36 protein-coding genes are annotated in these 21,506 nt (G+C 33.3%); 5 read left to right on the top strand and 31 right to left on the bottom strand.

Annotation, left to right across the window (positions count from 1 at the left end; all coding sequences use genetic code 11):
- Positions 1–45 precede the first annotated feature (45 nt).
- From EG358_RS07260 to EG358_RS07230, 7 genes are all read right to left on the bottom strand, one after another.
- Positions 46–576, bottom strand: a complete 531-nt coding sequence (locus EG358_RS07260; protein WP_076562338.1) for a hypothetical protein — start codon at positions 574–576, stop codon at positions 46–48.
- A gap of 1 nt (position 577) precedes the next feature.
- Positions 578–1,702, bottom strand: coding sequence for a hypothetical protein (locus tag EG358_RS07255; protein WP_076562339.1), 1,125 nt, complete (start codon positions 1,700–1,702; stop codon positions 578–580).
- An 18-nt stretch (positions 1,703–1,720) separates the two neighbouring features.
- On the bottom strand, positions 1,721–2,146 hold the full coding sequence (locus tag EG358_RS07250) for a hypothetical protein (protein ID WP_076562340.1): 426 nt from the start codon (positions 2,144–2,146) through the stop codon (positions 1,721–1,723).
- Between the two features lie 2 nt (positions 2,147–2,148).
- Positions 2,149–3,222 carry a hypothetical protein gene (locus EG358_RS07245; RefSeq protein WP_076562341.1) on the bottom strand — a complete coding sequence of 358 codons (1,074 nt, stop codon included), beginning with the start codon at positions 3,220–3,222 and terminating at the stop codon, positions 2,149–2,151.
- 63 nt (positions 3,223–3,285) lie between these two features.
- Positions 3,286–4,182 carry a hypothetical protein gene (locus EG358_RS07240; RefSeq protein WP_076562342.1) on the bottom strand — a complete coding sequence of 299 codons (897 nt, stop codon included), beginning with the start codon at positions 4,180–4,182 and terminating at the stop codon, positions 3,286–3,288.
- A 151-nt stretch (positions 4,183–4,333) separates the two neighbouring features.
- Positions 4,334–5,056 (bottom strand): hypothetical protein, encoded by a 723-nt coding sequence (locus EG358_RS07235; RefSeq protein WP_076562343.1) that lies wholly within the window; start codon positions 5,054–5,056, stop codon positions 4,334–4,336.
- Positions 5,025–6,743, bottom strand: coding sequence for a hypothetical protein (locus EG358_RS07230; protein ID WP_076562344.1), 1,719 nt, complete (start codon positions 6,741–6,743; stop codon positions 5,025–5,027). Before EG358_RS07230 ends, EG358_RS07235 begins: the two co-directional genes overlap by 32 nt.
- Before the next feature lie 84 nt (positions 6,744–6,827).
- Here EG358_RS07230 and EG358_RS07225 point away from each other — a divergent pair, with 84 nt between their 5' ends.
- On the top strand, positions 6,828–7,850 hold the full coding sequence (locus EG358_RS07225; protein WP_076562345.1) for an AlbA family DNA-binding domain-containing protein: 1,023 nt from the start codon (positions 6,828–6,830) through the stop codon (positions 7,848–7,850).
- Positions 7,851–7,853: 3 nt separating this feature from the next.
- On the opposite strand, the gene EG358_RS07220 is transcribed toward EG358_RS07225, so the two are convergent.
- From EG358_RS07220 to EG358_RS07185, 8 genes are all read right to left on the bottom strand, one after another.
- Complete coding sequence (locus tag EG358_RS07220; RefSeq protein WP_076562346.1) at positions 7,854–9,281, bottom strand: phage terminase large subunit; 1,428 nt, start codon at positions 9,279–9,281, stop codon at positions 7,854–7,856.
- Positions 9,282–9,290: 9 nt separating this feature from the next.
- Positions 9,291–9,494, bottom strand: a complete 204-nt coding sequence (locus tag EG358_RS07215; protein WP_076562347.1) for a hypothetical protein — start codon at positions 9,492–9,494, stop codon at positions 9,291–9,293.
- A gap of 120 nt (positions 9,495–9,614) precedes the next feature.
- The gene (locus EG358_RS07210) at positions 9,615–9,941 is read right to left on the bottom strand and encodes a hypothetical protein (RefSeq protein WP_076562348.1); all 327 of its coding nucleotides are present in this window, start codon (positions 9,939–9,941) and stop codon (positions 9,615–9,617) included.
- Between the two features lie 82 nt (positions 9,942–10,023).
- The gene (locus tag EG358_RS07205) at positions 10,024–10,281 is read right to left on the bottom strand and encodes a hypothetical protein (RefSeq protein ID WP_076562349.1); all 258 of its coding nucleotides are present in this window, start codon (positions 10,279–10,281) and stop codon (positions 10,024–10,026) included.
- A 7-nt stretch (positions 10,282–10,288) separates the two neighbouring features.
- On the bottom strand, positions 10,289–10,600 hold the full coding sequence (locus EG358_RS07200; protein WP_076562350.1) for a hypothetical protein: 312 nt from the start codon (positions 10,598–10,600) through the stop codon (positions 10,289–10,291).
- Positions 10,601–10,630: 30 nt separating this feature from the next.
- On the bottom strand, positions 10,631–11,113 hold the full coding sequence (locus tag EG358_RS07195; protein ID WP_076562351.1) for a terminase small subunit-like protein: 483 nt from the start codon (positions 11,111–11,113) through the stop codon (positions 10,631–10,633).
- A 2-nt stretch (positions 11,114–11,115) separates the two neighbouring features.
- The gene (locus EG358_RS07190) at positions 11,116–11,628 is read right to left on the bottom strand and encodes a ParB N-terminal domain-containing protein (protein ID WP_076562352.1); all 513 of its coding nucleotides are present in this window, start codon (positions 11,626–11,628) and stop codon (positions 11,116–11,118) included.
- Complete coding sequence (locus EG358_RS07185) at positions 11,625–11,936, bottom strand: PDDEXK family nuclease (protein ID WP_115596413.1); 312 nt, start codon at positions 11,934–11,936, stop codon at positions 11,625–11,627. Before EG358_RS07185 ends, EG358_RS07190 begins: the two co-directional genes overlap by 4 nt.
- Positions 11,937–12,199: 263 nt before the next feature.
- Between EG358_RS07185 and EG358_RS07180 the strand changes: the two genes are divergently transcribed.
- Genes EG358_RS07180 through EG358_RS07170 form a run of 4 tightly spaced genes read left to right on the top strand, consistent with a single transcriptional unit; the run spans position 12,200 to position 13,114 of the window.
- Positions 12,200–12,454: a hypothetical protein gene (locus EG358_RS07180; protein WP_076562354.1), complete on the top strand. Its 255-nt coding sequence runs from the start codon at positions 12,200–12,202 to the stop codon at positions 12,452–12,454.
- A gap of 20 nt (positions 12,455–12,474) precedes the next feature.
- Positions 12,475–12,642, top strand: a complete 168-nt coding sequence (locus EG358_RS19615) for a hypothetical protein (protein WP_159436397.1) — start codon at positions 12,475–12,477, stop codon at positions 12,640–12,642.
- Positions 12,639–12,902 (top strand): hypothetical protein, encoded by a 264-nt coding sequence (locus tag EG358_RS07175; RefSeq protein ID WP_076562355.1) that lies wholly within the window; start codon positions 12,639–12,641, stop codon positions 12,900–12,902. Before EG358_RS19615 ends, EG358_RS07175 begins: the two co-directional genes overlap by 4 nt.
- 2 nt (positions 12,903–12,904) lie before the next feature.
- Entirely contained in the window at positions 12,905–13,114 is a 210-nt protein-coding gene (locus EG358_RS07170; RefSeq protein ID WP_076562356.1) for a hypothetical protein, read from the top strand.
- A gap of 192 nt (positions 13,115–13,306) precedes the next feature.
- Here the strand turns inward: EG358_RS07170 and EG358_RS07165 are convergent, their stop codons facing one another.
- The 16 genes from EG358_RS07165 to EG358_RS07095 all read right to left on the bottom strand — a co-directional run bounded on the left by EG358_RS07165 (position 13,307) and on the right by EG358_RS07095 (position 21,498).
- The gene (locus EG358_RS07165) at positions 13,307–13,609 is read right to left on the bottom strand and encodes a hypothetical protein (protein WP_076562357.1); all 303 of its coding nucleotides are present in this window, start codon (positions 13,607–13,609) and stop codon (positions 13,307–13,309) included.
- A 14-nt stretch (positions 13,610–13,623) separates the two neighbouring features.
- Complete coding sequence (locus EG358_RS07160; RefSeq protein ID WP_076562358.1) at positions 13,624–13,899, bottom strand: hypothetical protein; 276 nt, start codon at positions 13,897–13,899, stop codon at positions 13,624–13,626.
- A 338-nt stretch (positions 13,900–14,237) separates the two neighbouring features.
- On the bottom strand, positions 14,238–14,465 hold the full coding sequence (locus EG358_RS07155) for a hypothetical protein (RefSeq protein ID WP_076562359.1): 228 nt from the start codon (positions 14,463–14,465) through the stop codon (positions 14,238–14,240).
- Between the two features lie 19 nt (positions 14,466–14,484).
- Entirely contained in the window at positions 14,485–14,790 is a 306-nt protein-coding gene (locus tag EG358_RS07150; RefSeq protein ID WP_076562360.1) for a hypothetical protein, read from the bottom strand.
- Between the two features lie 5 nt (positions 14,791–14,795).
- On the bottom strand, positions 14,796–15,023 hold the full coding sequence (locus EG358_RS07145) for a hypothetical protein (RefSeq protein WP_076562361.1): 228 nt from the start codon (positions 15,021–15,023) through the stop codon (positions 14,796–14,798).
- A 9-nt stretch (positions 15,024–15,032) separates the two neighbouring features.
- The gene (locus tag EG358_RS07140; protein WP_076562362.1) at positions 15,033–15,275 is read right to left on the bottom strand and encodes a hypothetical protein; all 243 of its coding nucleotides are present in this window, start codon (positions 15,273–15,275) and stop codon (positions 15,033–15,035) included.
- Positions 15,276–15,294: 19 nt separating this feature from the next.
- Positions 15,295–15,558 carry a hypothetical protein gene (locus EG358_RS07135; RefSeq protein ID WP_076562363.1) on the bottom strand — a complete coding sequence of 88 codons (264 nt, stop codon included), beginning with the start codon at positions 15,556–15,558 and terminating at the stop codon, positions 15,295–15,297.
- Positions 15,559–15,591: 33 nt separating this feature from the next.
- A complete protein-coding gene (locus EG358_RS07130; RefSeq protein WP_076562364.1) occupies positions 15,592–15,837 on the bottom strand; it encodes a hypothetical protein in 246 nt (81 codons plus the stop codon).
- Between the two features lie 67 nt (positions 15,838–15,904).
- Complete coding sequence (locus EG358_RS07125) at positions 15,905–16,477, bottom strand: NUMOD4 domain-containing protein (protein WP_076562365.1); 573 nt, start codon at positions 16,475–16,477, stop codon at positions 15,905–15,907.
- Positions 16,453–16,728 (bottom strand): DUF3127 domain-containing protein, encoded by a 276-nt coding sequence (locus EG358_RS07120; protein ID WP_076562366.1) that lies wholly within the window; start codon positions 16,726–16,728, stop codon positions 16,453–16,455. Before EG358_RS07120 ends, EG358_RS07125 begins: the two co-directional genes overlap by 25 nt.
- 272 nt (positions 16,729–17,000) lie before the next feature.
- Entirely contained in the window at positions 17,001–18,302 is a 1,302-nt protein-coding gene (locus EG358_RS07115) for a DNA cytosine methyltransferase (RefSeq protein ID WP_076562367.1), read from the bottom strand.
- Positions 18,303–18,449: 147 nt separating this feature from the next.
- Positions 18,450–19,400, bottom strand: a complete 951-nt coding sequence (locus EG358_RS07110; protein ID WP_076562368.1) for a P-loop NTPase family protein — start codon at positions 19,398–19,400, stop codon at positions 18,450–18,452.
- Positions 19,351–20,079: a DUF6291 domain-containing protein gene (locus EG358_RS07105; protein ID WP_076562369.1), complete on the bottom strand. Its 729-nt coding sequence runs from the start codon at positions 20,077–20,079 to the stop codon at positions 19,351–19,353. The genes EG358_RS07110 and EG358_RS07105 overlap by 50 nt, the downstream gene beginning before the upstream one ends.
- Before the next feature lie 28 nt (positions 20,080–20,107).
- A complete protein-coding gene (locus EG358_RS07100; protein ID WP_076562371.1) occupies positions 20,108–21,088 on the bottom strand; it encodes a phosphoadenosine phosphosulfate reductase domain-containing protein in 981 nt (326 codons plus the stop codon).
- On the bottom strand, positions 21,089–21,256 hold the full coding sequence (locus EG358_RS19610) for a hypothetical protein (protein ID WP_159436398.1): 168 nt from the start codon (positions 21,254–21,256) through the stop codon (positions 21,089–21,091).
- A complete protein-coding gene (locus EG358_RS07095) occupies positions 21,256–21,498 on the bottom strand; it encodes a hypothetical protein (RefSeq protein WP_115596412.1) in 243 nt (80 codons plus the stop codon). Before EG358_RS07095 ends, EG358_RS19610 begins: the two co-directional genes overlap by 1 nt.
- Between the last annotated feature and the right edge of the window lie 8 nt (positions 21,499–21,506).

Genomic DNA, 21,506 nt, shown 5'->3' with positions numbered 1-21,506 from the left:
TGCGCATTTTTTTAAAGTTAACATAGTATTTTTATTATTTAATTATTAGCAAATTTTATTTATTGAATAAGGCAAAGTCTCTAAATCTATTCTGAAACAATAGTAAGGCTGAATGTTGTCGAACTCATAAAAAAAAGGTCCAAATACTTCATTGTAGTCTGTTACAATTTTATATTTTCTGTTAACCCCAGCAGATGAATCTAAAACACTTGAAACATCCGCTAAAACTTCCGAATCACATCTATGCTTTAATTCTGGATAAATACTTTTTAAATCCAAAATAAAGTATATAGAAATCTTTGTTTCAAACTGCGTTACATTTACCTTTCCTTGAGAATCTTCCGCAGTGAAAAAGAATTTATTTCTTTCGGAAACAATTAAATTCCCACTGTATTCTTTATTTCGTTCATAGTGCTCAACTGTAACTATTCCATCTTGATCTTCTAAAACATAACATCTTGGATATGCGTCTAAATCAACATTCCACTTAGGAGAAAGTTTATTGTAAAGTTTTGTTTGAATCTTATCTATGATAAAATCTAATCCAATTGGCTTTTCTTTATTTAGTAAACTCATTTTAAATGGAAGATGTTTCAACCTCGTAACCATCATCCGAGCCCAACTGAGTATCAAATGTTTTTTGAATGGTTTTACGAGCTTCTTTTAATTCGCTGTAGTATCTTTTAGCAATTGTATTATGTTGCAAATCTTTCGTTTCGAACATCAAATTTTCTTTGTCAAGTTGTATATTTCTATTGCTTCTGTTGTTTGAATTATTCAAAAACATTTGAAATGCCATCAATTCAAATGAAGCTTTGATAAATGATGTTAGATTTATAAGATTGTATTCAAGATAAGAATCACTTTCAAGCGTTACTGAAACGTTAAAGCCTAAACCATTACCAGAATTATTGAAATAATTCCAGTTTGAGGACTGGGGAGTTAATCCGACACCTGAAGCTGTGTAACAAACAAAACCATCATATTTCATTTCATCTAACCATCCTGAATTTGTAAGAACTTTTTGACTGTTTATAGCAAAGATCCATCTACCTGGACCACTAAAAGTATAATTCAGTTTTTCAAATGAAAGATTTCCATTCTTAGGATGAATTACCAATGTATCAACAAGTTCTTTCTCATTAATAACATATAGATTCACAGGATCATTTGTTAATGCTTGCAAGCTTATTTCATTTAAAGTAATCTGAACATAATCACTTCCTTTCGCTTCAAATACCCAAGCAGAATAATCATGTGGCAACATTATTTCATGTTTCCCAAATTCATACAAATACTGTGAGTTTATCAATCTTCTTGAAAGTTTTAAATCTGATATCACCTTGTCTTTAACTCGATCAATGAAGGATTTTAAAATCAAACTTTCTTTGTTTGTTTCCATCCAAGTGGCAGAATTCGAAGGATCTACGTTTATGGAAATATCACTTAAACATTGATACAGCTTACCTTGAAAAGAAACAATATTCTTTCTGAATCTTGTCTTAGAATAGCTTTGATAAGTAACTTCTGAATTATAATCTTCAAATTCCAAATCAGGAACCGGAAGGAACTGCAGAAGATTATCCAACGTAATTGAAGGATGAACGCCACTATTGAGAATTATGCCTGTTTTTGATTTCAGTGTTAATTCTGAATCTAGTTGTACGTTTGATGTAAAATCTTCTACAATTCCAAGTTCCATGACTATTAAAAAATTAAATTATGCTTCTCTTGCCCAAATTCCTGTTGAGGATGTTACGATCCATGCTTTTGTTCCGGTGATTCCGGTACCTACCAATGTGATAGTATCTCCTGTTTGTGCAGTTGCTTTAGTATTCTGTACTGCTTTGTTGACAGTTCCATCTAAAACAACCACAGAACTCGCCAAGGTAACTGATCCAAAGATTCCGTCAGTTGCAATAGGTGAGACTTTCACGATGTTATTTCCGGTAGCACCAGAATTAACGACTGTGAAAATCAACCCTTGTTTTGTCGGCGGCAATACAATAGTTTTCGCATCTGTGCCAATCAAAATAACTTTTCCTGAATCATTCGCCGTAAGCGTGATGTTATCTGCGAGAACCTGAACCGGTTTCTGGTCCATTTCTCCTACGTTTCCGTATTTGTCTGTAATTTTTGCGTCCATAATTATGATGCTAAACCTTTGATTTTAATAATTGGATTTGCTCTAGTACTTAAATCAGAGTTGAACTCTTCAAAAATGTACACTCTAATCCACAACGCCATTTCTTGGAAGTGTGTCATGATTAAATTTGTATCTCTTCCGGTTGCCACCAATGCAGTTGCATCAGTTGCTTCACGGTTTACAAATACATTCGCTCTCATTCTTGCAAATGGAATTTCAGTGTCAGACATCGACCACTCTTTGCCACCTAGCTTAGTTCCCATACGGAAATCAGCGGGGAAGTTTTCATACATCGCAATTGCTCCGTTTCTCACATAATATCCTACGAAATTATCAGAACCAGGAGCTAATAAGCCTGATTCGTGAAGCTGATCCGGCGAAGGATATCCCAGCGCCTGAAGGTTTTTCTCGTTGTTGTTTCCGTATTTCGCCCATTCGTTTCTTGAAGCAGCTAATCCAGCTCTTGAAGTTAGAATCTCATAATCTCCCCCTATTTCATTTGCACCTACGATTCTAGAGATATTGGAAAACATCAATTCTTTTTGTGCCTCCTTACTAATCTCTAAAGTATCAGTAGTAGTGTTGAATGCGAAAGTTTTAGTTCCGTCAGAAACCTGAGCTGAACCCAATGGAAGAACTTGAGTTTTTCTTGCTTCCAATCGAGAGAGAATAATCGCTTCTAAAGCTTTACCCATTCCATACGAAACCTTCTTAAACTTGTGGTCAAGATCAAACTGTTCATCGATTAAGTTGTTGGCGTAATGAGCCGGGAAATGTCTAAATCCTGAGAATATATCATATACCATTGGTGAAATCTTGGTAGATGATGTTAAATTCGCAGGAATATCAAATCCCGGAGTAGAAGTAACTATTACTTCTTGATCTACAATTGCAGGAATCTCCAAGTTTCTCAGTGATGAGATCTGCGAGATTTCGTCAATTACACTAGGTTTTACCCAGTCTGCTTTTTCTGTGCTATTTTTTGCCAGGTCCACAGCACCTAACTCGGCATAGCGAGATTCAGTAACCGTGTTCGTGTCCTGGTAATTGTTTAGCATTGTTGCATCTAAATTCATTTTTAGAAAATTGTTTTTTGTTAGTAATAATTTAATACACGTTTTGCGGTCCTTCGCTATACCTTACTTTGCGGCAAGGATTTTTTTATTCAGTTCTGAGAATCTTTTAGAATAATCACGAGAAGTAGGTGTTACCCCTTCTTTTGCCAACTGTTCTCTGATTATTTTTGTTCGCTCTGCAGAATCTTTTTTAATTTCGTCAGTGATGTCGGCTTCTATACCTTCAACTGTGATCTTTGTTCCTTTCGCACCGGTTCCCGGAACAATTCTTCCGGTAATTACTGATTTTAAGCCCTCATCTTTTGCAACCAACTCGGATAATTTTACTCGCTTGTGCTGATTCTCTTTATCTACAGCTATATAATCATCTCCATCCAATTCAATGTTGTATTTTGCTTCTGTAGCTTTTTGAAATTCATTCCACTTAGCTTTAATTTCATACTCATTAGAGTCTTTAGAGAAAGTAGGTTTTACACTACTGTAAGCAACTTTCTTCTTATATTCTGAAAGCTCGTTTGATGTTTTTTCATACTTCTCAGCTTTTTCTTTCAAAGTATCGAAATCAGCTAATTTCTTTTGAGCATCATCAAGCTTTTGTTTAGCATCTTGTAGCTCTTGCTTAGTGGCTTCATCCCCTTTGAAGTCTTTTAACTTAGTTTCGTAATCAGTTTTTAGTTTGTCAACTTCTGATTTTTTACTTTCGATTGCTTTGTCTGAAAGGCGAGAAAGGTAATCTGCGAATTTCTCTCCTTGCTGACGGTCTTCCTTCACTCCTGTTTTTTCTTTCAGGTATGTTGCGGCACCAGTAAGGATGGCTTCTGCATCTGTGTTCGCTTTTCCATCCCATGCTTTTTTTTGCTCTGATACATAATCAGTCATCTTAGGAGTCAATGCAACAATCTGCTCAGGTGTAAGATTTGCATCTTTAATATTTTCTTCGTTTTTGAAAAACTCTTCCATAGTCTTTTAGGAATTTTAATTATTAATTTATTTGGGCCAATAATGGGAATCGAACCCATTTTTAAAATTCTTCTATCCAAGTGAAGAAATTAGCTGTTTTATAAAAACCGTGACCGTAATCACGGTTTTATTTATTTAAATCTTAATTGCCTTATTTTTCCTTAATGGCTTTTTCCAGCTCTTCCAAAGTCAATGCTTCATCAGCATCTTTATCAAAAGCTTTTTTATAATCTGCTCTTGCTGTTTCCAGCACTTCAAATTCTTCTTTTTTTGAGTTGATTTGGGCAACATCCCATTGAACACCTGCTTTCTTTCCTACTACCTTTTCGTAGTCTGCTCTTGCTGTTTCCAGCACTTCAAATTCTTCTTTTTTTGAGTTGATTTGGGCAACATCCCATTGAACACCTGCTTTCTTTCCTACTACCTTTTCGTAGTCTGCTCTTGCTGTTTTTAAGGCATCTGAATTTTCGGTTGAAACAACTTTATTAATTGCTGTAGAATTATTACCACCTTTTAAAGCTTCAACCATTTCTCTAAGCTCTTTCAATTCTTTCTGTTCAGGAGTTAAAGCAATTTCCGGAGCTGTGAAGTATTTATCAACTTCTGCTTGAATAGGCTCAATATCTTTCACTTCTTCATATCGCTTTTCTGAATCTGTTGGTTCGTCCTTATTAACTTTATTTAAGTCATAAGCTTTCGTTACTTTAATTTCAGTGATTCCATTTGCTTTTAAATGTTTCATAAAATTATCCCACTCCGAAGATCCTTGAGTAATAGTGACCGACTCATGCTTACTGGTGATATCACCTTTAGCGTTGTAAGTAGCAACACCGTAGAATAAACTAAGCGTTACTGATAATTGCTTGCTGCTCATTTTTAATTATGTTTTTGATTAAATTCGTGATTAAGATGATTTTCTCGCTTTCTTTCATATCATCTCCTAGACTTTCATAGAATACTTCTATCTGTCCGTATTCCGCTTCAAACATTGCAATCCAAAAATCAAATCTTGTTTGCATTTCAAACAGATCAGGCTGCATCTTAACTACTCCATTTAAAGCTGTAGCGAAATCTGTATCCGAAGCGTACGGAAGAATCATGTAAAGAATCACATCTCTTTTAGCTTGTTGGAGATTGTGTTTATTTCTGTTTTGAGAAATTCTTTTTAAAATCTTTCTTCTTTCAATTGCGTTTGGTGCTAATTTGAATGAAGTAAATAATTCATCTAATGATTCAATAAAGAAATCAGTTCCAAAGAATACTTCTACTGCTACATTCTCTTTTCCATGAAGCAAAGCCAATGTTTTGAAATCAGATAATTTTTTGATTCTTGAAAGCTCCTTAGATAACCATCTAAGTTTATCTTCTTTACTTACATATCCTTTACTGACTTGCATTTCATTTTTTGCTGCAGCATTTTGTTCTTCATAATCCCCAAGTAAGGATGAAAGAATTCTGTTTTCGATTTCAGTAATTCTTTTATTTAGATAATCTAAAGATTCAACAGGTAAATAATGAAACTGGAAATAGTTTTTAACTACATCCATGTTTATTGTGCCATCAGCATTATTTCCAGCTGGCACAGAAACAACCGTTCCGGCTTGTAATTGACTTTCAGATGATGAAATTGGATTGATAAGATCCGGTTTTTGTCCTCCAATCATAGATGAAGACATTGGTTCCTTATCAGATTCGGTTTTCTTTAAATTACCTGCAGGATTATTATCTTTTGTTTTAAGCTTTGTAGTTACGGGAATTGCTCCATTTGGCTCTGTCATTCTTTGGAGTGTTTTCAAGAAAACAAATTCTTCGAAATCGGCAAGAGCATATGAGAAAATTGATTTCTTAACAACGTGATTCTCTGTGAACATATTCTCAGAAGAAACCCAATCAACCGGACAATCTTCTAAATCATGTATAGAATGTAACACAGCTGTAAAATCGTGGTCAAAAAAGATATATTGATCCTTATCCAAGTATGAATATCCATGAACTTCTTTTCCTCCGATATTAATACAAGATCTGTAGGCAATGCGATTGATCTTGTCTTTCTCGCAGTCTACAGAAATAATATTCTTAATGGAAATAATTTCTCGGAATCTCTTTTCTTCTAAGTCGATATCCTGAACTACAACATCATTGTGATTAAATAAAATAGCATCAAATAACTCATCATCAAACTTTTCAGACTTCAATTCTGAATGACATGTTTCTTCCACACCTCTCAAAGTATATTTGAAAACAGAATCATCAGCATGGAATACTCTTCTCAGTTGTGGCTTCACGTCATCGTTGACAAGTTTAGCCGATGCTAGTGGATGTCTTAGGTATTTGAAGAATGATAGGAAATTATCAGTTTTGAAAACTGTTTTAACCCAATTGAGAAATTTATCATTTGAAGCGTACTTACGGTTCGTCCACTGTCTCAAATATTCTATCGAAATTTCTTTCTGCAAAGATGATTGTACAAAATAAGAAATATCCCGATGCTGTTGTTGAGCTTCTAGGATATGAGAGTAATTTACTTTCTTCTTTAAAAATTCGACAGGTGTCAGAACCATTTACACTTTAAGTTTCAGCAAACTTAAATCTGTAAATGTTAGGATTAATTGTGTGCGCTTTATATATTTGAAGAAAACTATTAAATGTATTACTCAGAAGCATTTTTTAAAAAGGATATTTATAACATTAATGAAAATGATGTTTTGCAATTTTTCTCTAATTCACCAGAAGAATCATCTATATTGGAATTTAAGTCCGGAGACAATCTTGATATTCAAAAGGTTTATCCTGAAGTATGTGCATTACATAATACACAGGGTGGATTATTAATTATAGGCTCTCCCAAACCAAGAAAATACGATGGTAGGGAAATATTTGACGGCCCTCTTACAAGGTCTCCATTCAAAGATAAAGATTGGGTATATCAGAAAATAGCTGGAAAGATTTCTCCACCCCCTACATCTATTAAAATTCATGATGTAAAAATGTCAGATGGAAAATATGTACAAATAATAGATATTCCAAAAAGCATTCATCCCCCTCATCAATACTTAGATAATGGAATATATTATTTAAGATTTGAAACTTCATCAAAGTTTGCACCTCATGGCTTGGTAGAAGCTATGTTTAATAAAAGGCAAGAACCATCAGTAAATTGTTTCATTTCAAAATTCAATTTTAACTTTTACGATCCAACAGAAATAGAATTTCAAATTACAAACACAACAGATTATCCTTTATTGGGCGTCCGTGGTTTGATAAAATTCTACAATGTTAACGAAGTTACTCAGTCAGGTAATATAAATGGTGATTTCATTAAACTAAATGAGTCTTTAGATTTTGATAGTAACCTAACCTGCTTTACAGCTGATATTCTTAAGCCTGATACTGTAATCGTGAGGGGATTGGCTTCTTTACACAGATACTATGTTACGACTGGCAAACTGCCTTTTTTGGCACAATTTTATATTTGGTCACAAAACATGAACTTAAAGAATTATGGATTTATAATATCACCAATACAAAATAAAAGTATTAAATATGAAATAAAGGCAAATTTGTTTGATGATGCGTCTAAAACCATTGAGAATGTTTTATTATCTGAAAAAGACGAAGAAATAATTTCTGGACTTAAAACCTTATTGAAAAGCATCAAACATAATTAAATATTAATTCCAGTCTGTCTCTAATTCTTGATTTGAATTCCAAGCCATATGACCGTATCGAGCAGCATCCCAAAAGTGATTAAACTTATCGATGGGCTGATTAATCATAATACCGTTTATTTCTCTCCATTTATAGTTTTCTACCTCTTTCTTTACTTTTTTGTAAAGGTGGTTTTTTACTATGTGGATTTTCTTTTTCTTCATTGAAAGAAGATGATAGGTAACAGATTTTGTTTTGCTAACTTTCATAGCATTCCATCCGAGATCAATTAAATCTGTTACCATTTGAACGGTTCCGTTTTTCTCTGACACATGTTTATCTGAAGAATCGCAGATAACTAAATCATTAGTGCTTACATCTAATTTTTCAAGACAACTTCCAAGTATATCGGCTGTCTCAATTGACTCGTAAAGAAGGGGTTCAATGTAGATATTATTTTCATCCTCGTAATATCCATTAAGCGCATTAGGATCTGATGTAAATCCAAAGTCATTGCAATAAATCTTATACTCTTCCGGAAATGAATCAATCCAGGTGACAGATGGAAATATAACACCTTTCATGGCTCCACGTAATCCAAGACCGTATACTTTCCACATAAACTCATCTGCAGTTCCTTGAATTACATTCGTTGGATGTATTGGTGGTTGGTTTGTTTCGGTAATCGCTTCATAGTTGTAGTAAACTCCATCTTCTGTTACTTCATAGCTTCCAGGTAGCCACGGCTCATAACTCATGATTTTAGTATACTCATTTGGAGCGATGAAATTTAGATTGTCTAAGAATGTTGTTCTAAGAAATGCAACATTATCTCTCGAAAGAACTTTATCAAATACCCAGTGCTCGGTAAAAGATGGGTTGTAATCCATCCACCAGAATTTTCGACATCTCATTTCAACCTGATCGAAAACCTCGTTTCTAATCATCATTGCTTCATTAAAAAAAGCATAATCACACCCTCCACCATGTTTACCATCTCCAAGGAAATGAACGGTTGTTTTACCTATTCTAAAGCTCGGAACTTCTTTCGCTAAATGGAATGGATTATGTAAGCCGAAATCATCTAATCTACGCTTGAAATCATCGTAGAGTGTAGTTTTAAACTCGTTATACGTTTCTCGATAAATATTAATCGTACAGCCTTCATCTTTATGCTTGTCGGTGGCCAACCAAATTATGATATCAACACCGGACCATGTCTTTCCGGATCTTGAACTTCCTTCAAGTGCAACTCCGGCGAAACCATAAAGAAGTTTAGGACGATTCTTTTCATCAAAACCCCATTTTTGATGATTTATTGCTTCAAATAGAATTTTGTAATTTGGATTTGTTTTATCATTAAATTCAGTGAGTCTACTAAACAATTCATCTACCTCTTCTTCTTTAAGAAGTTGTTCTAGTAAAATAATTTCTGAATCTGTTAAGGACATTAAATCTTTTTATATCTTATCATCAGGATAAGCGAATGGACTTTCTAAGTCAATAATTTGAGGTTTCTCGCTATTGGAAATGAAATCCTTCATCTTACATGTGACTAAATCAATCGCAAAACCAATAAAAACAGGGGAGGGCTGTTCTACATCAGCTCCCTTTCTCCATTTATTGTAATGCTCAAGAATTTCTATAGCTTGGTGTATGGTCATTAATTTAATTTTTCGAGATTACTTTTGTTTTCGCTGCTTCGAGTGAAGCTAACTTTATTTCAGGCGTTCCGTAGAGTGTTTCATCTGTCTTGCTCCAATTGGATTTTATTTCTTCTAAACTCATGGTCTTGAATTGTATTTTTCGTTCGCCTCATGTAAAGCTAATTTTAAAGCTTCATGTCTACTATTTACACATCTAAACTTTGATGTAAATGGTTTTTGTGTTACATAAGCCTCAAATCCTTGCTTGTTTTCCATATCGTTAAATACGTCTACATATTGAATACTGATAAATATCTCTACCGAATCTAGCCAATCAATAATTAATGATGACAAGTGACCCTTATCTACTGTGATATTATACCAATATTCAACATGAGGATTGTTGCATTTTTTATTATCCAGAGCCCAAATAATAAAATCGTTTTTAGCCTTGCCGTTTAACATCGTCTTTTATTTTTAGGTTTAATAAATTTTGGTTTCAAATTCTTTTTGCCGTTGGGGAGTAAGCCGTATTTCTTCATCGGAACTATTTTAAAGCATTATTGATTTCTTTCAATCTCGCTTCTAATTGTTCTTTTTCCGAAAGAAGAACATCTGTATGTTTCGCCATTTCGGGTGTAACAAACACTACTTTCATTTCGTTCACATAGATAGTTGCATCTTTATATGGTTTGTAAGGCTCAAAATATTTAATAATATCACTCTTAATACCTGATGCGTAACCTAAGTATCTTTCCCCGCCCATACCATCGTCGGCAGAAACTTTATAAAATATGTTTTCCATGAGTATTTTATTTTGATGAATTAATAGTTTCCTTTTTCTGAATTAATTTGACCCATTTTATTTCATAGTCTGGATCATCGAAGTTTTTTATCTCGTTCCAATCATCACAGAGTTTCTGTAAATCAGTGTACTCTTTTTCACTACCATCCATGAAATAATAAGTCTTTGGCTTACCAAATTCAAAATCATTTTTCTTTTTGGTGTACTGCTCACAATCAATTCCATACTTATCATCTCGCATCGCAGACATGTGCTCATCAGTCATTGCAAGACTTTTAATGAATTTGAATGAAATATCTTCTGGGCAAAGTAGATTCATATCCTTTATTGTTTAAGCCACTAAAGGCGATTATTTATTAGCTTTTGCAAGTAGTTCTTGTATCTTTTTCTTTCTTTCTTCAGCTGAAAGAATTTGTTCACCTCCAGAAGTAATATCGAGTTTTGCACCGTATTTTTTAGGATTCATTTTACCGATCACCCACTTGATAGTTTCAACCTTTAAACGGCGATGACCAAGCATATCACCTTTAGTTTTTTCAATTTCTTTAACGGTTTTCTTACCTTCTCCTTTTTGAGATATTTTCATGGTTTCACCCTCTTCTGTTGTAGATGCAATCATTAACATTTCATCAAATAGCATATCAGTTCGAATTTCACACGCACGTGCGTATCGTTTTACCTTCTCTTCATCTTCATCTAACCATTGAAAAAAGATTCTAGTAGATGGTGTCCAATCTTCTTTTAGAATCTGTCTTATAGGCTTACCGTCTTCTACTATAGAATCTATAATCTTATCGAAGATGTCTTCCTTTTGTTTCTTACCATATTTCATGATTAATAATCTTCTGTACAGCTATACCCTTGAGTTAAGAGTTCGGCCATTAGTTTATTTTTTTGAGCTTCTGTAGTGCATGTTACTTCAAATCTGAAAACAGGAATGTATGTTTGTTCTTCCGGTTGTTCCTCGTCAATTGGTTCCGTTGGAAACTTTAAATCCAATCCCCATTCTTCCAATAAATCAGCATCCCAAGAATTTGCGAGTTCTTCCCAATCCCATTCTCCTCCAGATACGTTATCTTTTATTAAAAATTCTTTTTGTTGTTCTTCTGTGAGATTATCAGCTATAATGATAGGTACTTCTTTCAATCCAGCTTCCTGACATGCTTTTAATCGCATATTTCCGCCGAGAACTATCATATCACCATTTACTACAATCGGGCGGATTTCTAGCATCTGTGGAAAGTCTTGGATAGATTTTACAAGATTCTTAAACTTGTCATCTTTAATCAATCTAGGATTGTTGGGATTGATCTTAACTTCCGATATTTTTACTTTCTTTGAATTCATAATTTCTCATTTAGATATCGATTAATAAGGCTTACAATGTCTTTGAAATTCCAAGCGAAATCTGCATAGTATCCAAGCTCCCGAAGTTTTTCGATTGTTTTGAATTGTTCCTGAATATGAGCATTGGATTTTAACCCTCCATTTAGTTTATATGGAGATTCCGTTTTCAATTCAATGAATAATCCGGAATATTTTCCTTTCGGGCAGAAGACGAGAACATCAGGAGTTTTGAACCCGGGTTTCTGAATTTGAGAATTCCGTACAGCTTGCCATTTTGTTAGTTTTAGACTGGCAATTGTATCAGACATGAATAAAATAGATGGGTGTGCAGCTCTCAAGTAACTGCATACACACTTCTGTAATTCAAATTCAGGTTGTCTTTTCACACTTTGTTTTAAAGCGGAAAAGTAAAAATTGTAATGTTAGGATTAATTGTGTGCGCCGTACCAACTTATACTATATGTTAAAGTTTGTTAAATTGCATCCATTTATTTGGACGCAATTATATTTATTAATATCTTTGAAGTATGAAAAATGAGAGACAAACCAACTCATTTGAAAACTAAAGATTATGAAAGCAATTATCAATAATAACATCACTTACAAATTAACAGGAGAAAGAGGAGATTTCTTTATCACTGAAGATAACAAAGGGAAATTGAAAATGTTTGCAAAAAACACTGTTGAAGTTGTAGAAATTGAATCTATGCCTAAAGCTAAAGTTTTCAAAAAAATTTCAAAATCAAGTCAAGCAGTTATTGATGCTGATTTTAAAAACTTCAATAAGAGAATGGCAGAAGCTGAATATTACGAACATAAATTTTAAATAAGAATAAATAAATTATTATGAAAACAACTAAAACAATTTTAAAAATCAATTCTAATGGTGAATTAGTTCAATGGAATGAGAAGTTAAGAAGATTTGAATTAACATCACGTTCTTGGTCTTGGTCTGATATTGCACCAGAATTTTTAGAAGAAAGTAAAAGTAATTTTGAAAACAAAAAAGTGTGAAAAGTTTATTATTAAAAATTGGAAGTAAGCAATATACAGTTATTGATTGGGAACATGGTTTTTCAAAAAAATATCATGTTGTTGTTACTTTTACAGATGGTGGTATAAAGTACATTAATTCAGATCATCTCTGTTATCAAGCCTGTTTGCTGTACACATACGATAAAGCACGAGCCGAAAAATTTTACAAATCTATACCTGAAAGTGATGAATATTCTATATCATTAAGCAAGCAAGATAAAGTTTTATTAAGCAAGTAAATATGACAACACACGAAAAAGCGATACAATTAATAAATGATTTAGGTATTGCCCCAAAAAATGTAGCCAAAATCATTAATAAAGAAAACCCTTCTACGGATGCGGTTTACAAGAAAATTAAGTCTCAAGCAAGGAATAAATTTTCCGTTGATGATTATGAAAACATCAAAAAACATATTTTAGGAATTGCTGACAAATTAAAAAACGAATAAATTTTAACTCATGAAAAACTTAATTTCCATCTGGAATGAAAAAGAACAAAGATTTGTTTCTGCTTCAATCGAAAAATCAAAAGTAAAAATCTCTTTTTTACATAGACTAATTTCACTCATAAAATAAAAATAAGCTCCTATTGTAAGGAGCTTATTTATCTCATATAAATTCTAATTTATTTAACGTTTTTCCTAAGCGTTCTCTTTAGCCAACTTGTAAAGTTCTGTTATCTCTACATGGAATTTTATCAACTTTGCGAAGTCACTACTATCAATAGGATTTTCACTTAATTTGATATCTTCGAAAGAATAACCTTTAAACATTTCATAAATAACATGAACCATACCCACGTACTCATCCACATCATTAATCAATTGGTCATTGCATTTTCCATCCGATTTTAAAATAGCAACAAATCCAGTTATTTCAACTGCTTTTAATCTATTCTCTTTGCTTATTAAATTACTTATTGCTTTTGCTTCTATTTCTTGCATAATATGTTTTTTATTTAAAATGAATAGGTATCTTTTAGTAAATCGAATGCCTCCTTATAAGACAATCCTTGAGTTACCATAATTAGAAACTCTTCATTGTGTTCTTCTGGGAATTGATAAACAATATCAAAGTTGTGCAAGAAGTCATCCTCTGAACTTACTAACCTTAGTTTTGAAGAATAATCTGCCATACAGTGGTATGCTGCTTTATTAAATTCTATCCAGCTTTCATTTGCGGATTTTAAAGAATCTGTAAGTTTTTTACCTGACTCATCCATGTTATTATTCATATTTCAAATGTATTAAAAATTGTGGTAAAAATCCCCGACCTAAGCCGAGGATAAAACTAAACCAGATTAAATTAAGCACAAAATATATTTTAATATTATATATATCCAAAATAAAAAACCCAAAATCCTAAAATACCATTTGGCCTCTAAAATTTGGTTTTTAAAATCTTCATCTACTTTTCCAGTATAACGGAAATCACTTTTAATAAAATATGATAATGCTATTAATACGTATAGTGGATATAAAGGCAAGGTATAGATCGTTTTAAATAATCTGACGGTAATATTTTTCATTGTAATTATTTTTTAAATTGTTTTTTAGACAGTAAGATGTCAGCTTAATTTTCAATCTCGTCCCAATCTTTAAAATCTTCAATTTCAAAATCAATATTAAAGTCTGTGATTTTAATTACTGCTTTATCATTTACTAATTTTTTAATTTCTTCCTTATCCAAAGTTTTCATCATTGCGATCTCGTCATTTGACAATTCGATCGAAACTTCTATTTCGCCAATATCAGAAGAAATTATATAAGGTCTAAATTCAAATTTCGTTTTATTCTCCATTTTTAGTGAGCAGTATAGTTTACTCAGACTTTAATAAATCAATTTTTACATCCAAAGTCATTAATGCAAGATTGGCAATGTCAGCGCAATTTTCTTCGATTCTGTGAATGTCATTACTCATCATTGCTGATTGTAGTTTCCCAACGTGATAATATAATTCAGATATCCAAAACTTATTATCTTTAACCTCAAGCCAACCACCTTGACCGTTACGGTCTCCCTTCTGGAAATTAGCTTCAAGTTCTTTTTTCATGTACTCAACAAACTTTTCAGTAACCTGATCATACATTTTTAAATCAGGTGTTTTTTCTAATGTATTTTCCATATCATTTATTTTAGTTCCAATCGATTGATTTTGTTGATATATTCTAATGCATTCACAATAGCTTTTCTTGGTGATTCAAGTCCGCCAGTATCATAAATATTCACACCACCTTTTGTGATAAAAATATTATTATTGTAATCTCCCCAGAATTGAAATGTAAACTCATATTTTACACTCCAATAATCAAGGTCGCTGAAAAGTTCTTCTAATGGTTTTGATTCTGTATTGCTCATAATAGTATTTTATTTAGTGGTTTCTTCTTCATGTCCTGGGCATCCACCTCCGAACGGATCAAAGCCAACACAATTACTATTTGTTGACATTAATTTATGTCCGAGTGCTTGAAGTTTTGCAATTTCTGCTCTCGCTTCTGCATCGGATAATGTTCTGCCATTATCATCTTCCATGATGTTGATTTTTCTTCTCTTGTAATTTCTAAGTAAACCTTCCAGATTTACACTCATGTGGTGAATTGTACGTTTCATCTTTGTTTTTATTTAAGGTTTAGAATGGTAAATTCTCATTTTGCTCCAAATCTTCAACAACAGATTCAAGCTGTTTGATTTGTTCGGCTAAATCAAGTATAAATTCCTTTGAAAGACTTACTTCTGTTTTTGTACTTCCATAACCATCATAATACCTGATTCTATTTACAACTTGCTTATGAGGAATAATTACCCCATCGGTATCAGATTGTTTAACAGGCTTCATTTCAGTAGAAATAATTACCTCGTGCTTTTCGTTGAAATGTTTTTTTGAATATGACATAATTTAATTTTTGTTTGTTAGTAATCTATTTAGTTAGTAGCTCTCAAGCTCTTTTTTAACCTCATTCCAATAGTACCATTTAGGATTTAAGTTTCCCAAATACATAGGGATATCATCAATAATTTCATTAACACATGTTTTAGCACACGCAAGTGCTTTATCTCTGTCATAAACATCTATTGTCTTGATTACGCCAAATCCCTTATTTAAATCTTCTTTATGAGAGCAATATTTTTGAAACTTCTCAATAAGACTTTTTGCTTTTTCTTTAGGTGTCATAATTTATTTTATTAGTTCTGGGTTAGAGTGGAAGGTGAATGCTTTCAATATCACCTTCCAACCTGTTTTAAATATTATTCCATCTGCGACCTCTTATAATCATCTGAATTGAACTTTCTGCTACTTTGTATTCATCAGATAATTGTTTTACAGATAATCCTTCAGCTTTTTTCTGGCGAATCTCTACAACCTCATTGGCTTTTAATTTTGTCATTCCGTTGTTGAAACCCTTGCCATGATTATGAGGCCAGCTTCCGCTGGAAAATGCAGCTTTTGAACTGTCTTTTTTTGCGATCCATTCGAGATTAAAAAAAGCATCAAAATGATAATTTTTGTCTCTGTATTTTAAAACTTCGTTTATCTTAGGCTCCCTAATGAAGTGAATGGCCACTAATCGTCCCGTTAAGTAGCTTTTCTTCCTACTTCTTTTATCATGTAGTATAATCTGATATCTTCCTGATGAAATAGTTTTTTTTAGTATCATATTAATTCTACTAACGATTGATTTTACACGAGAATAATTTGAAATCAAATACTTACCCTCATAGCCTTTAATTTCTTTCCATTCTTCTCCAGGTAAATCATTTAAATCCCGGCTTAAAGTGTCTTCAAGGTTTATTGAATTTTTAAAATCTTCCATGCTTCAATTGTGTTAAAGTATTTAGTTTCTCCCTGTGGCGAAATCCATTCTCTTCCCTTAATGTTGATTCCGATCTTTGCTCTTTCTCCTTCTGAAAACGGTTCGATAATATCAACCTTTCCAGAAATTAACTCTAAACAAATCGTCTGAGAAAATTGTTCTTCTGTCACAATTACAACTTCTCTTTTCTGAAATCCTGATCCGAATGTCTGGATGTTGCCTATTTTCTTAATTACTCCTGTTAATTCCATTTATTAATTTTTTTTGAATACATATTTTCGTTTTGTAAAATTAATTTGCTTGATTAAGCATTCCTTACGGGTTTCCGCATTCAGCCCTCTTTTATTAATCTCAATCCCTTTTTAGTAATCACATATTGAGTGTAAGTGATTTTAACAATCAATCCCGCTGTTTTAAGTTCGTAAATAGAATAGCTGTCTAAATACTCATTGTTTACTAATTTTTGCAACTTATCTTTCATGCCGGCAGTACAGGTATTTGTGTGATGTAGTAGGGCATAGGTTTAATTTTTTAAAAGTCTTTTTCCAATTTCTTCTACAACATCACGAGTTACAGCATTTCCAAGCATCTTGTATCGTTGTGTTTTTGGAATCTCATGTACATCTTGTACAATTTCGAAAGTGCCTTCTTTTTTATTGATCCAAACCTGCTTCTCGTAAAGTCCATACCTTGTCCAATCATCCGGGAATCCCTGCAGTCTTTCACATTCTATTTCAGTCAGTCTGCGAATTGAATGTTCTTCATTCCCGATTTCAGGAATCCGACCAGAATTAATACATGATCTCCCTTTTTTACCTGATCCCATTGAATAAGAAATAATAGGCTGACCAGATCCGTCCTCTCTTGCTCTTGCTTGAATTTTTGGGGAAATATTATCTTTCATAATTCTAAACCCAACTTCACCTTTAAAGTCTCTTTTGATACCGATTACAACATTATCTTTCTGAACTGAGGTCAAAGTATTTGAAACACCTTCTTTGTTGATCTCAAGCATTTGCTCGGTTTTTTGACCAACAATTCTTGCTGTTGGATTATCTGGATTTCTACCTCTTATTGCACCGAGTAGATAATTTCCATGCCCGGCACCTGTATTAGCTCGTAACGGAGGCATTATTTCTCTTTTTTCACGCTGTCTGGATTTGCAAGAATCACAAACTAATGTCATTGAAGAATGTAATCCTCCGGAATTTCCACCCGCTGTCAACGTTCGAATACTTCGGGCTTCGCCTGACCTTTCATTAATCCCGCAATTGTCTTCTGAGATAGGAAATACGTTTCCGAAACTTCGCTCTGATTCTGCAAGATGTCCGACAAGGTATATCCGCTCTCTATTTTGGGGTAAAAACCACTTTGTGTTAAGCAATTGCCATTCAAGTCGATAACCCCCAATGTTGGCAAAGGCTTGGAGAATGCCCCAAAAGTCTGCGCCAGAGTTTGAGGAGAAAGCTCCTTTAACATTTTCCCAGATAAAAACAGTTGGTCTGAGCTCAGTAATGAGCCTAATGGCTTCGAGGATAAGAACACTTCTCTTACCGTCCATCCCTTCTCTTTTTCCAGCAAGGCTGAAATCTTGGCATGGCGATCCGAAAGTGATAATGTCAATTCCGCTAAAGTCTCTTCCGGAAATATCTGTAACTGACCCGATGTATTTTGCATTTGGAAAATTGTATTTATAGTTTGCTATTGCGTGTTTGTCTATTTCGCTGAAATAATGTTCTGTAATATTGAATCCTGCATCTGCAAGACCTTTTGAAAATCCGCCAATCCCGGAGAATAGTTCAATTATTTTTAATTCCTGATTCATTTCTTCCTACTTGATTTTTGTGTAAATGTTTTAACCGTTTCCACTTCAAAAAACTGCTGATAATTAGAGAGTATTTCGAAAGGCATTTTAACGGGTTTCTTTTCGTTTCGGTTCTTCTGGTAGATGCTTTTGAAAGCTTCTATTTTTTCACTTTCTAAGGCTGTTGCCTCGTAATTCGATGATGTTGAACATTTCAAAGAATCTATCATAAAGTCTTTCTCCATATTTTTCAGCATAAACTTCTAATGTCTTTTCCAAGCTGTTCTCATGGTAATTAAGGGAGATCAGCGTTTTAGCTTTGTTCGCATATCTTTCTTCAAAAATCTCTTTAAATAGTTCTAATTTCCCGTAGTTACTTGCTGTTCTTTCGCTCATTATATCATCGTAATTGCGATAACCAAAATGATGGCGTTTATTGAATAAATTCAACTTATACTCTTTTTCAGATTCTTTGTTTGATCTGTTTATCGCTTCATATTCCTGCACTACGGAATTGCTTGTATTAAAACCAAATGACAGTTTATATCTTCCTAGAATTTGATCGGTACCAAATTTATCTTTCACAATAACTCTGTTGTTTTCTGCTGTTTTGAATATCACATGAAATGTTTCAATTACTGCAGACTTTCCAACTCCAAAATCTCCGAAAATAGCCAATCCTTTGTTTAAATTTGGTTCAGATTTATCGTTCAGAAGTGGGCTTTTATAAAAGTTTTTATTACCAATGAAGTAAGAAACTAATGTTCTTGCTAATTTTCTTGAACCAAAATCATTGTGAGATTCTACAAATGGTTTTCCGTGAACAAATTCAAAAACCTGAATAAACAAATCATACAAGCTTTCAGGATTTATTGGCTGTAATTCCGGAAGCACTTCAATCTCTTTTTTTTGCAAAGAATTAAGGTGATCAACGTGTTTTTTCTGATACTCCTCATATTCTTTCAGATATTTTTGCAAAATTGGATTTGCTTTTTTAGCAATTGGATTTTCATCACTTAACCCCAGAAGCGCTTCAATAAGTTTAGTTTTTCTCGGTTGTACTAAAACACTATCTTCTGGCTGCTTGCGTGAGTGATTTTGCTGTTTTTGATTGTCCATTTTCTTTCTCTTTTTGTTCCCAAGTATGTACGGCCGCTTGCCAATCTTTCATTTTATTTTTTCCTATCATCCAATCTTTCGCCTGATAAAAGTTTACGAAGCTAAAAGCCGATATTCCGTTTTTTCTTTCGTTACAGTAAATTTGAACTTCCTGAACTGTCGGCGGCCGGAATACCTTTTTTTGCGCAACTTTTTTGGGTTTTTCTTCAGAATCCGTTTTTACCTCATTATCAGAAAATAAATCTTGAGATTCTGGAAAATGTAAATTTTCCTCTTTTGTTTCTTTTTCTAAAAGAATATCAGTTACAGTATCAGTATCATTACCACTATCATTAACAGTATCACTATCGGCATGTTTGGTATCTTCTGGTATACAGTCGGATGCGGTCGCATTATTTGGCATTTCATTTAATGCGGTGGGTTTATCCTTTTGCCATCGCTTGTTAGCGTTTTCTCTGTTCTTCTCTTTTGTTTCTTCGTATTTTTTAAGATCTCTTTTTAATTTCTGCTTTACTGGTTCAAAAGCTACTTCAATGAGCAAATCATTTGTCTCAGGATTTTCATCATTTACATATTTTAGAATGTGCATGAATAATTCCCCGGCTTTTTCCATTGGTAATTTTTGTACAGTTTTGATAAGATCTTTGTAAAGAAGAAAACCGTTTTTGTCGTCTGCCATTTTAATAATTTGTAAGGTTATGCTAACTCTATTCGCAGATGTTATAATGTGATCTGCATTTAAATACAGGATCTGATATAAACATATCAGGTGTAGCCGTTTTATCATTAATGTATCTTTCAACATCACCCATTGTGGGATATGATTTGCCTTTTTTATCTACTTTACTATGATACCTTTTTGGAATTTTATCAGGTGGAAAAAAAGAAGAATTAGCTTTCAGTTCTGCATCTTTAACTTTAATTATTGTTGATGGTGATTCTTTCACCGTTAGGGTAATGCTTGGGATGTCTTCCATTATACATGGGTCACATCCAACCCTTTTATAACCTCTTTTATATCTCGGGTTAATATCATACCCACGATTTAAAGAATAATAAATCACTTCATCACCTGTCATGTGGAAACAAGGCCTTATCACACTGTCATCATACTTTTCACACCATTTTATAACATCTTTTTTTCGATAAGTGTAATATTTAGGATCATCTTTGCCAATTGCTAAACGGTCTTGCGCTTTCTTTAATTTCTTTTTTTGATTCAGAGATACTGGAGGTTTATCAGCAAATGATTCCACAATCATCGTGTTTGTTTGATAAGGCTCAAAGTAGTATTTAAAGTATCTACATTCGGCTTCCATTTTTGACCGTTTTGCACTCTCATCTGCTCTGATTCCATCAACTACAATTATGTGATCTTCGAGAGTTAATATATAGTCAATCATTGGGAAAATCTTTAATTCTTCGGTGCAGAACCGAGCAGTAGTAGAAGGAAAGCGACCTCTTTTAACTGCCAAATCAACCATTCCATCATATTTTTTTGATGTCAATACTTTGAAATTAATACCAAGCTTTTGAGTAAAGTAATCGATATGTAAATATGTTTCATCAGCTTCCCACTTGACATCACAAAAAACACCCGTGAGGCTTTTTAAACCAAATTTGTTTTCTGCCCAAAGCGTTGCTGCTTGACTGTCTTTTCCTCCTGAAATCGGTGTTAATACTATCATTTAATCCAAATCTTTAACATTACAAGGGTATCTCACCCCTTTACTATTTTCATATATTACAGCGTTTCCGCTTACAGAGATTATCTTTACTCTTTCTCCTTTCTTTCCCCAGACAGATTCTTTGTACTTGTTGTCTTTGTTTAGGGTTTTAGTTTCACCTAAATCCATTATCCTTCATCAAATTGAGCTTCACATCGTACGATACTAATTAAGGCGTATGGGTCTGTTTTGTGACTTCTTGTTTCCAATACCTCTACGATGTTAAGATTGTGGCTTGAACGGTTCTTTCTGTGTAGGGTAGTTTTCCAATAAACCGTTGCGGAATCGTTCGGTTTAGGTCTTGATGCGTTGTTATGTACTACAGAAAAAGTATCTGCTGAATACTGGAACATTGCTGTAAAATTTGGCATAATAAATT

The organism is Chryseobacterium indoltheticum (assembly GCF_003815915.1).
Taxonomy (GTDB): domain Bacteria; phylum Bacteroidota; class Bacteroidia; order Flavobacteriales; family Weeksellaceae; genus Chryseobacterium; species Chryseobacterium indoltheticum.
This window is presented reverse-complemented; position numbering and strand designations above follow the sequence as displayed.

Bases quoted from the DNA above. Each gene is read 5' to 3' on its own strand.
- EG358_RS07200 (WP_076562350.1), bottom strand. From the start codon at position 10,600: ATGAATCTACTTTGCCCAGAAGATATTTCATTCAAATTCATTAAAAGT.
- EG358_RS07255 (WP_076562339.1), bottom strand. From the start codon at position 1,702: ATGGAACTTGGAATTGTAGAAGATTTTACATCAAACGTACAACTAGAT.
- EG358_RS07125 (WP_076562365.1), bottom strand. From the start codon at position 16,477: ATGGAAGATTTTAAAAATTCAATAAACCTTGAAGACACTTTAAGCCGG.
- EG358_RS07195 (WP_076562351.1), bottom strand. From the start codon at position 11,113: ATGAAATATGGTAAGAAACAAAAGGAAGACATCTTCGATAAGATTATA.
- EG358_RS07225 (WP_076562345.1), top strand. From the start codon at position 6,828: ATGTATTACTCAGAAGCATTTTTTAAAAAGGATATTTATAACATTAAT.
- EG358_RS07155 (WP_076562359.1), bottom strand. From the start codon at position 14,465: ATGGAGAATAAAACGAAATTTGAATTTAGACCTTATATAATTTCTTCT.
- EG358_RS07145 (WP_076562361.1), bottom strand. From the start codon at position 15,023: ATGAGCAATACAGAATCAAAACCATTAGAAGAACTTTTCAGCGACCTT.
- EG358_RS07115 (WP_076562367.1), bottom strand. From the start codon at position 18,302: ATGAATCAGGAATTAAAAATAATTGAACTATTCTCCGGGATTGGCGGA.
- EG358_RS07245 (WP_076562341.1), bottom strand. From the start codon at position 3,222: ATGAATTTAGATGCAACAATGCTAAACAATTACCAGGACACGAACACG.
- EG358_RS07140 (WP_076562362.1), bottom strand. From the start codon at position 15,275: ATGAAACGTACAATTCACCACATGAGTGTAAATCTGGAAGGTTTACTT.
- EG358_RS07170 (WP_076562356.1), top strand. From the start codon at position 12,905: ATGACAACACACGAAAAAGCGATACAATTAATAAATGATTTAGGTATT.
- EG358_RS07105 (WP_076562369.1), bottom strand. From the start codon at position 20,079: ATGGCAGACGACAAAAACGGTTTTCTTCTTTACAAAGATCTTATCAAA.
- EG358_RS07230 (WP_076562344.1), bottom strand. From the start codon at position 6,743: ATGGTTCTGACACCTGTCGAATTTTTAAAGAAGAAAGTAAATTACTCT.
- EG358_RS07215 (WP_076562347.1), bottom strand. From the start codon at position 9,494: ATGACCATACACCAAGCTATAGAAATTCTTGAGCATTACAATAAATGG.
- EG358_RS07185 (WP_115596413.1), bottom strand. From the start codon at position 11,936: ATGTCTGATACAATTGCCAGTCTAAAACTAACAAAATGGCAAGCTGTA.
- EG358_RS07120 (WP_076562366.1), bottom strand. From the start codon at position 16,728: ATGGAATTAACAGGAGTAATTAAGAAAATAGGCAACATCCAGACATTC.
- EG358_RS07135 (WP_076562363.1), bottom strand. From the start codon at position 15,558: ATGTCATATTCAAAAAAACATTTCAACGAAAAGCACGAGGTAATTATT.
- EG358_RS19615 (WP_159436397.1), top strand. From the start codon at position 12,475: ATGAAAACAACTAAAACAATTTTAAAAATCAATTCTAATGGTGAATTA.
- EG358_RS19610 (WP_159436398.1), bottom strand. From the start codon at position 21,256: ATGGATTTAGGTGAAACTAAAACCCTAAACAAAGACAACAAGTACAAA.
- EG358_RS07210 (WP_076562348.1), bottom strand. From the start codon at position 9,941: ATGTTAAACGGCAAGGCTAAAAACGATTTTATTATTTGGGCTCTGGAT.
- EG358_RS07130 (WP_076562364.1), bottom strand. From the start codon at position 15,837: ATGACACCTAAAGAAAAAGCAAAAAGTCTTATTGAGAAGTTTCAAAAA.
- EG358_RS07240 (WP_076562342.1), bottom strand. From the start codon at position 4,182: ATGGAAGAGTTTTTCAAAAACGAAGAAAATATTAAAGATGCAAATCTT.
- EG358_RS07235 (WP_076562343.1), bottom strand. From the start codon at position 5,056: ATGAGCAGCAAGCAATTATCAGTAACGCTTAGTTTATTCTACGGTGTT.
- EG358_RS07100 (WP_076562371.1), bottom strand. From the start codon at position 21,088: ATGATAGTATTAACACCGATTTCAGGAGGAAAAGACAGTCAAGCAGCA.
- EG358_RS07165 (WP_076562357.1), bottom strand. From the start codon at position 13,609: ATGCAAGAAATAGAAGCAAAAGCAATAAGTAATTTAATAAGCAAAGAG.
- EG358_RS07110 (WP_076562368.1), bottom strand. From the start codon at position 19,400: ATGGACAATCAAAAACAGCAAAATCACTCACGCAAGCAGCCAGAAGAT.
- EG358_RS07260 (WP_076562338.1), bottom strand. From the start codon at position 576: ATGAGTTTACTAAATAAAGAAAAGCCAATTGGATTAGATTTTATCATA.
- EG358_RS07180 (WP_076562354.1), top strand. From the start codon at position 12,200: ATGAAAGCAATTATCAATAATAACATCACTTACAAATTAACAGGAGAA.
- EG358_RS07160 (WP_076562358.1), bottom strand. From the start codon at position 13,899: ATGAATAATAACATGGATGAGTCAGGTAAAAAACTTACAGATTCTTTA.
- EG358_RS07150 (WP_076562360.1), bottom strand. From the start codon at position 14,790: ATGGAAAATACATTAGAAAAAACACCTGATTTAAAAATGTATGATCAG.
- EG358_RS07220 (WP_076562346.1), bottom strand. From the start codon at position 9,281: ATGTCCTTAACAGATTCAGAAATTATTTTACTAGAACAACTTCTTAAA.
- EG358_RS07205 (WP_076562349.1), bottom strand. From the start codon at position 10,281: ATGGAAAACATATTTTATAAAGTTTCTGCCGACGATGGTATGGGCGGG.
- EG358_RS07250 (WP_076562340.1), bottom strand. From the start codon at position 2,146: ATGGACGCAAAAATTACAGACAAATACGGAAACGTAGGAGAAATGGAC.
- EG358_RS07190 (WP_076562352.1), bottom strand. From the start codon at position 11,628: ATGAATTCAAAGAAAGTAAAAATATCGGAAGTTAAGATCAATCCCAAC.
- EG358_RS07095 (WP_115596412.1), bottom strand. From the start codon at position 21,498: ATGCCAAATTTTACAGCAATGTTCCAGTATTCAGCAGATACTTTTTCT.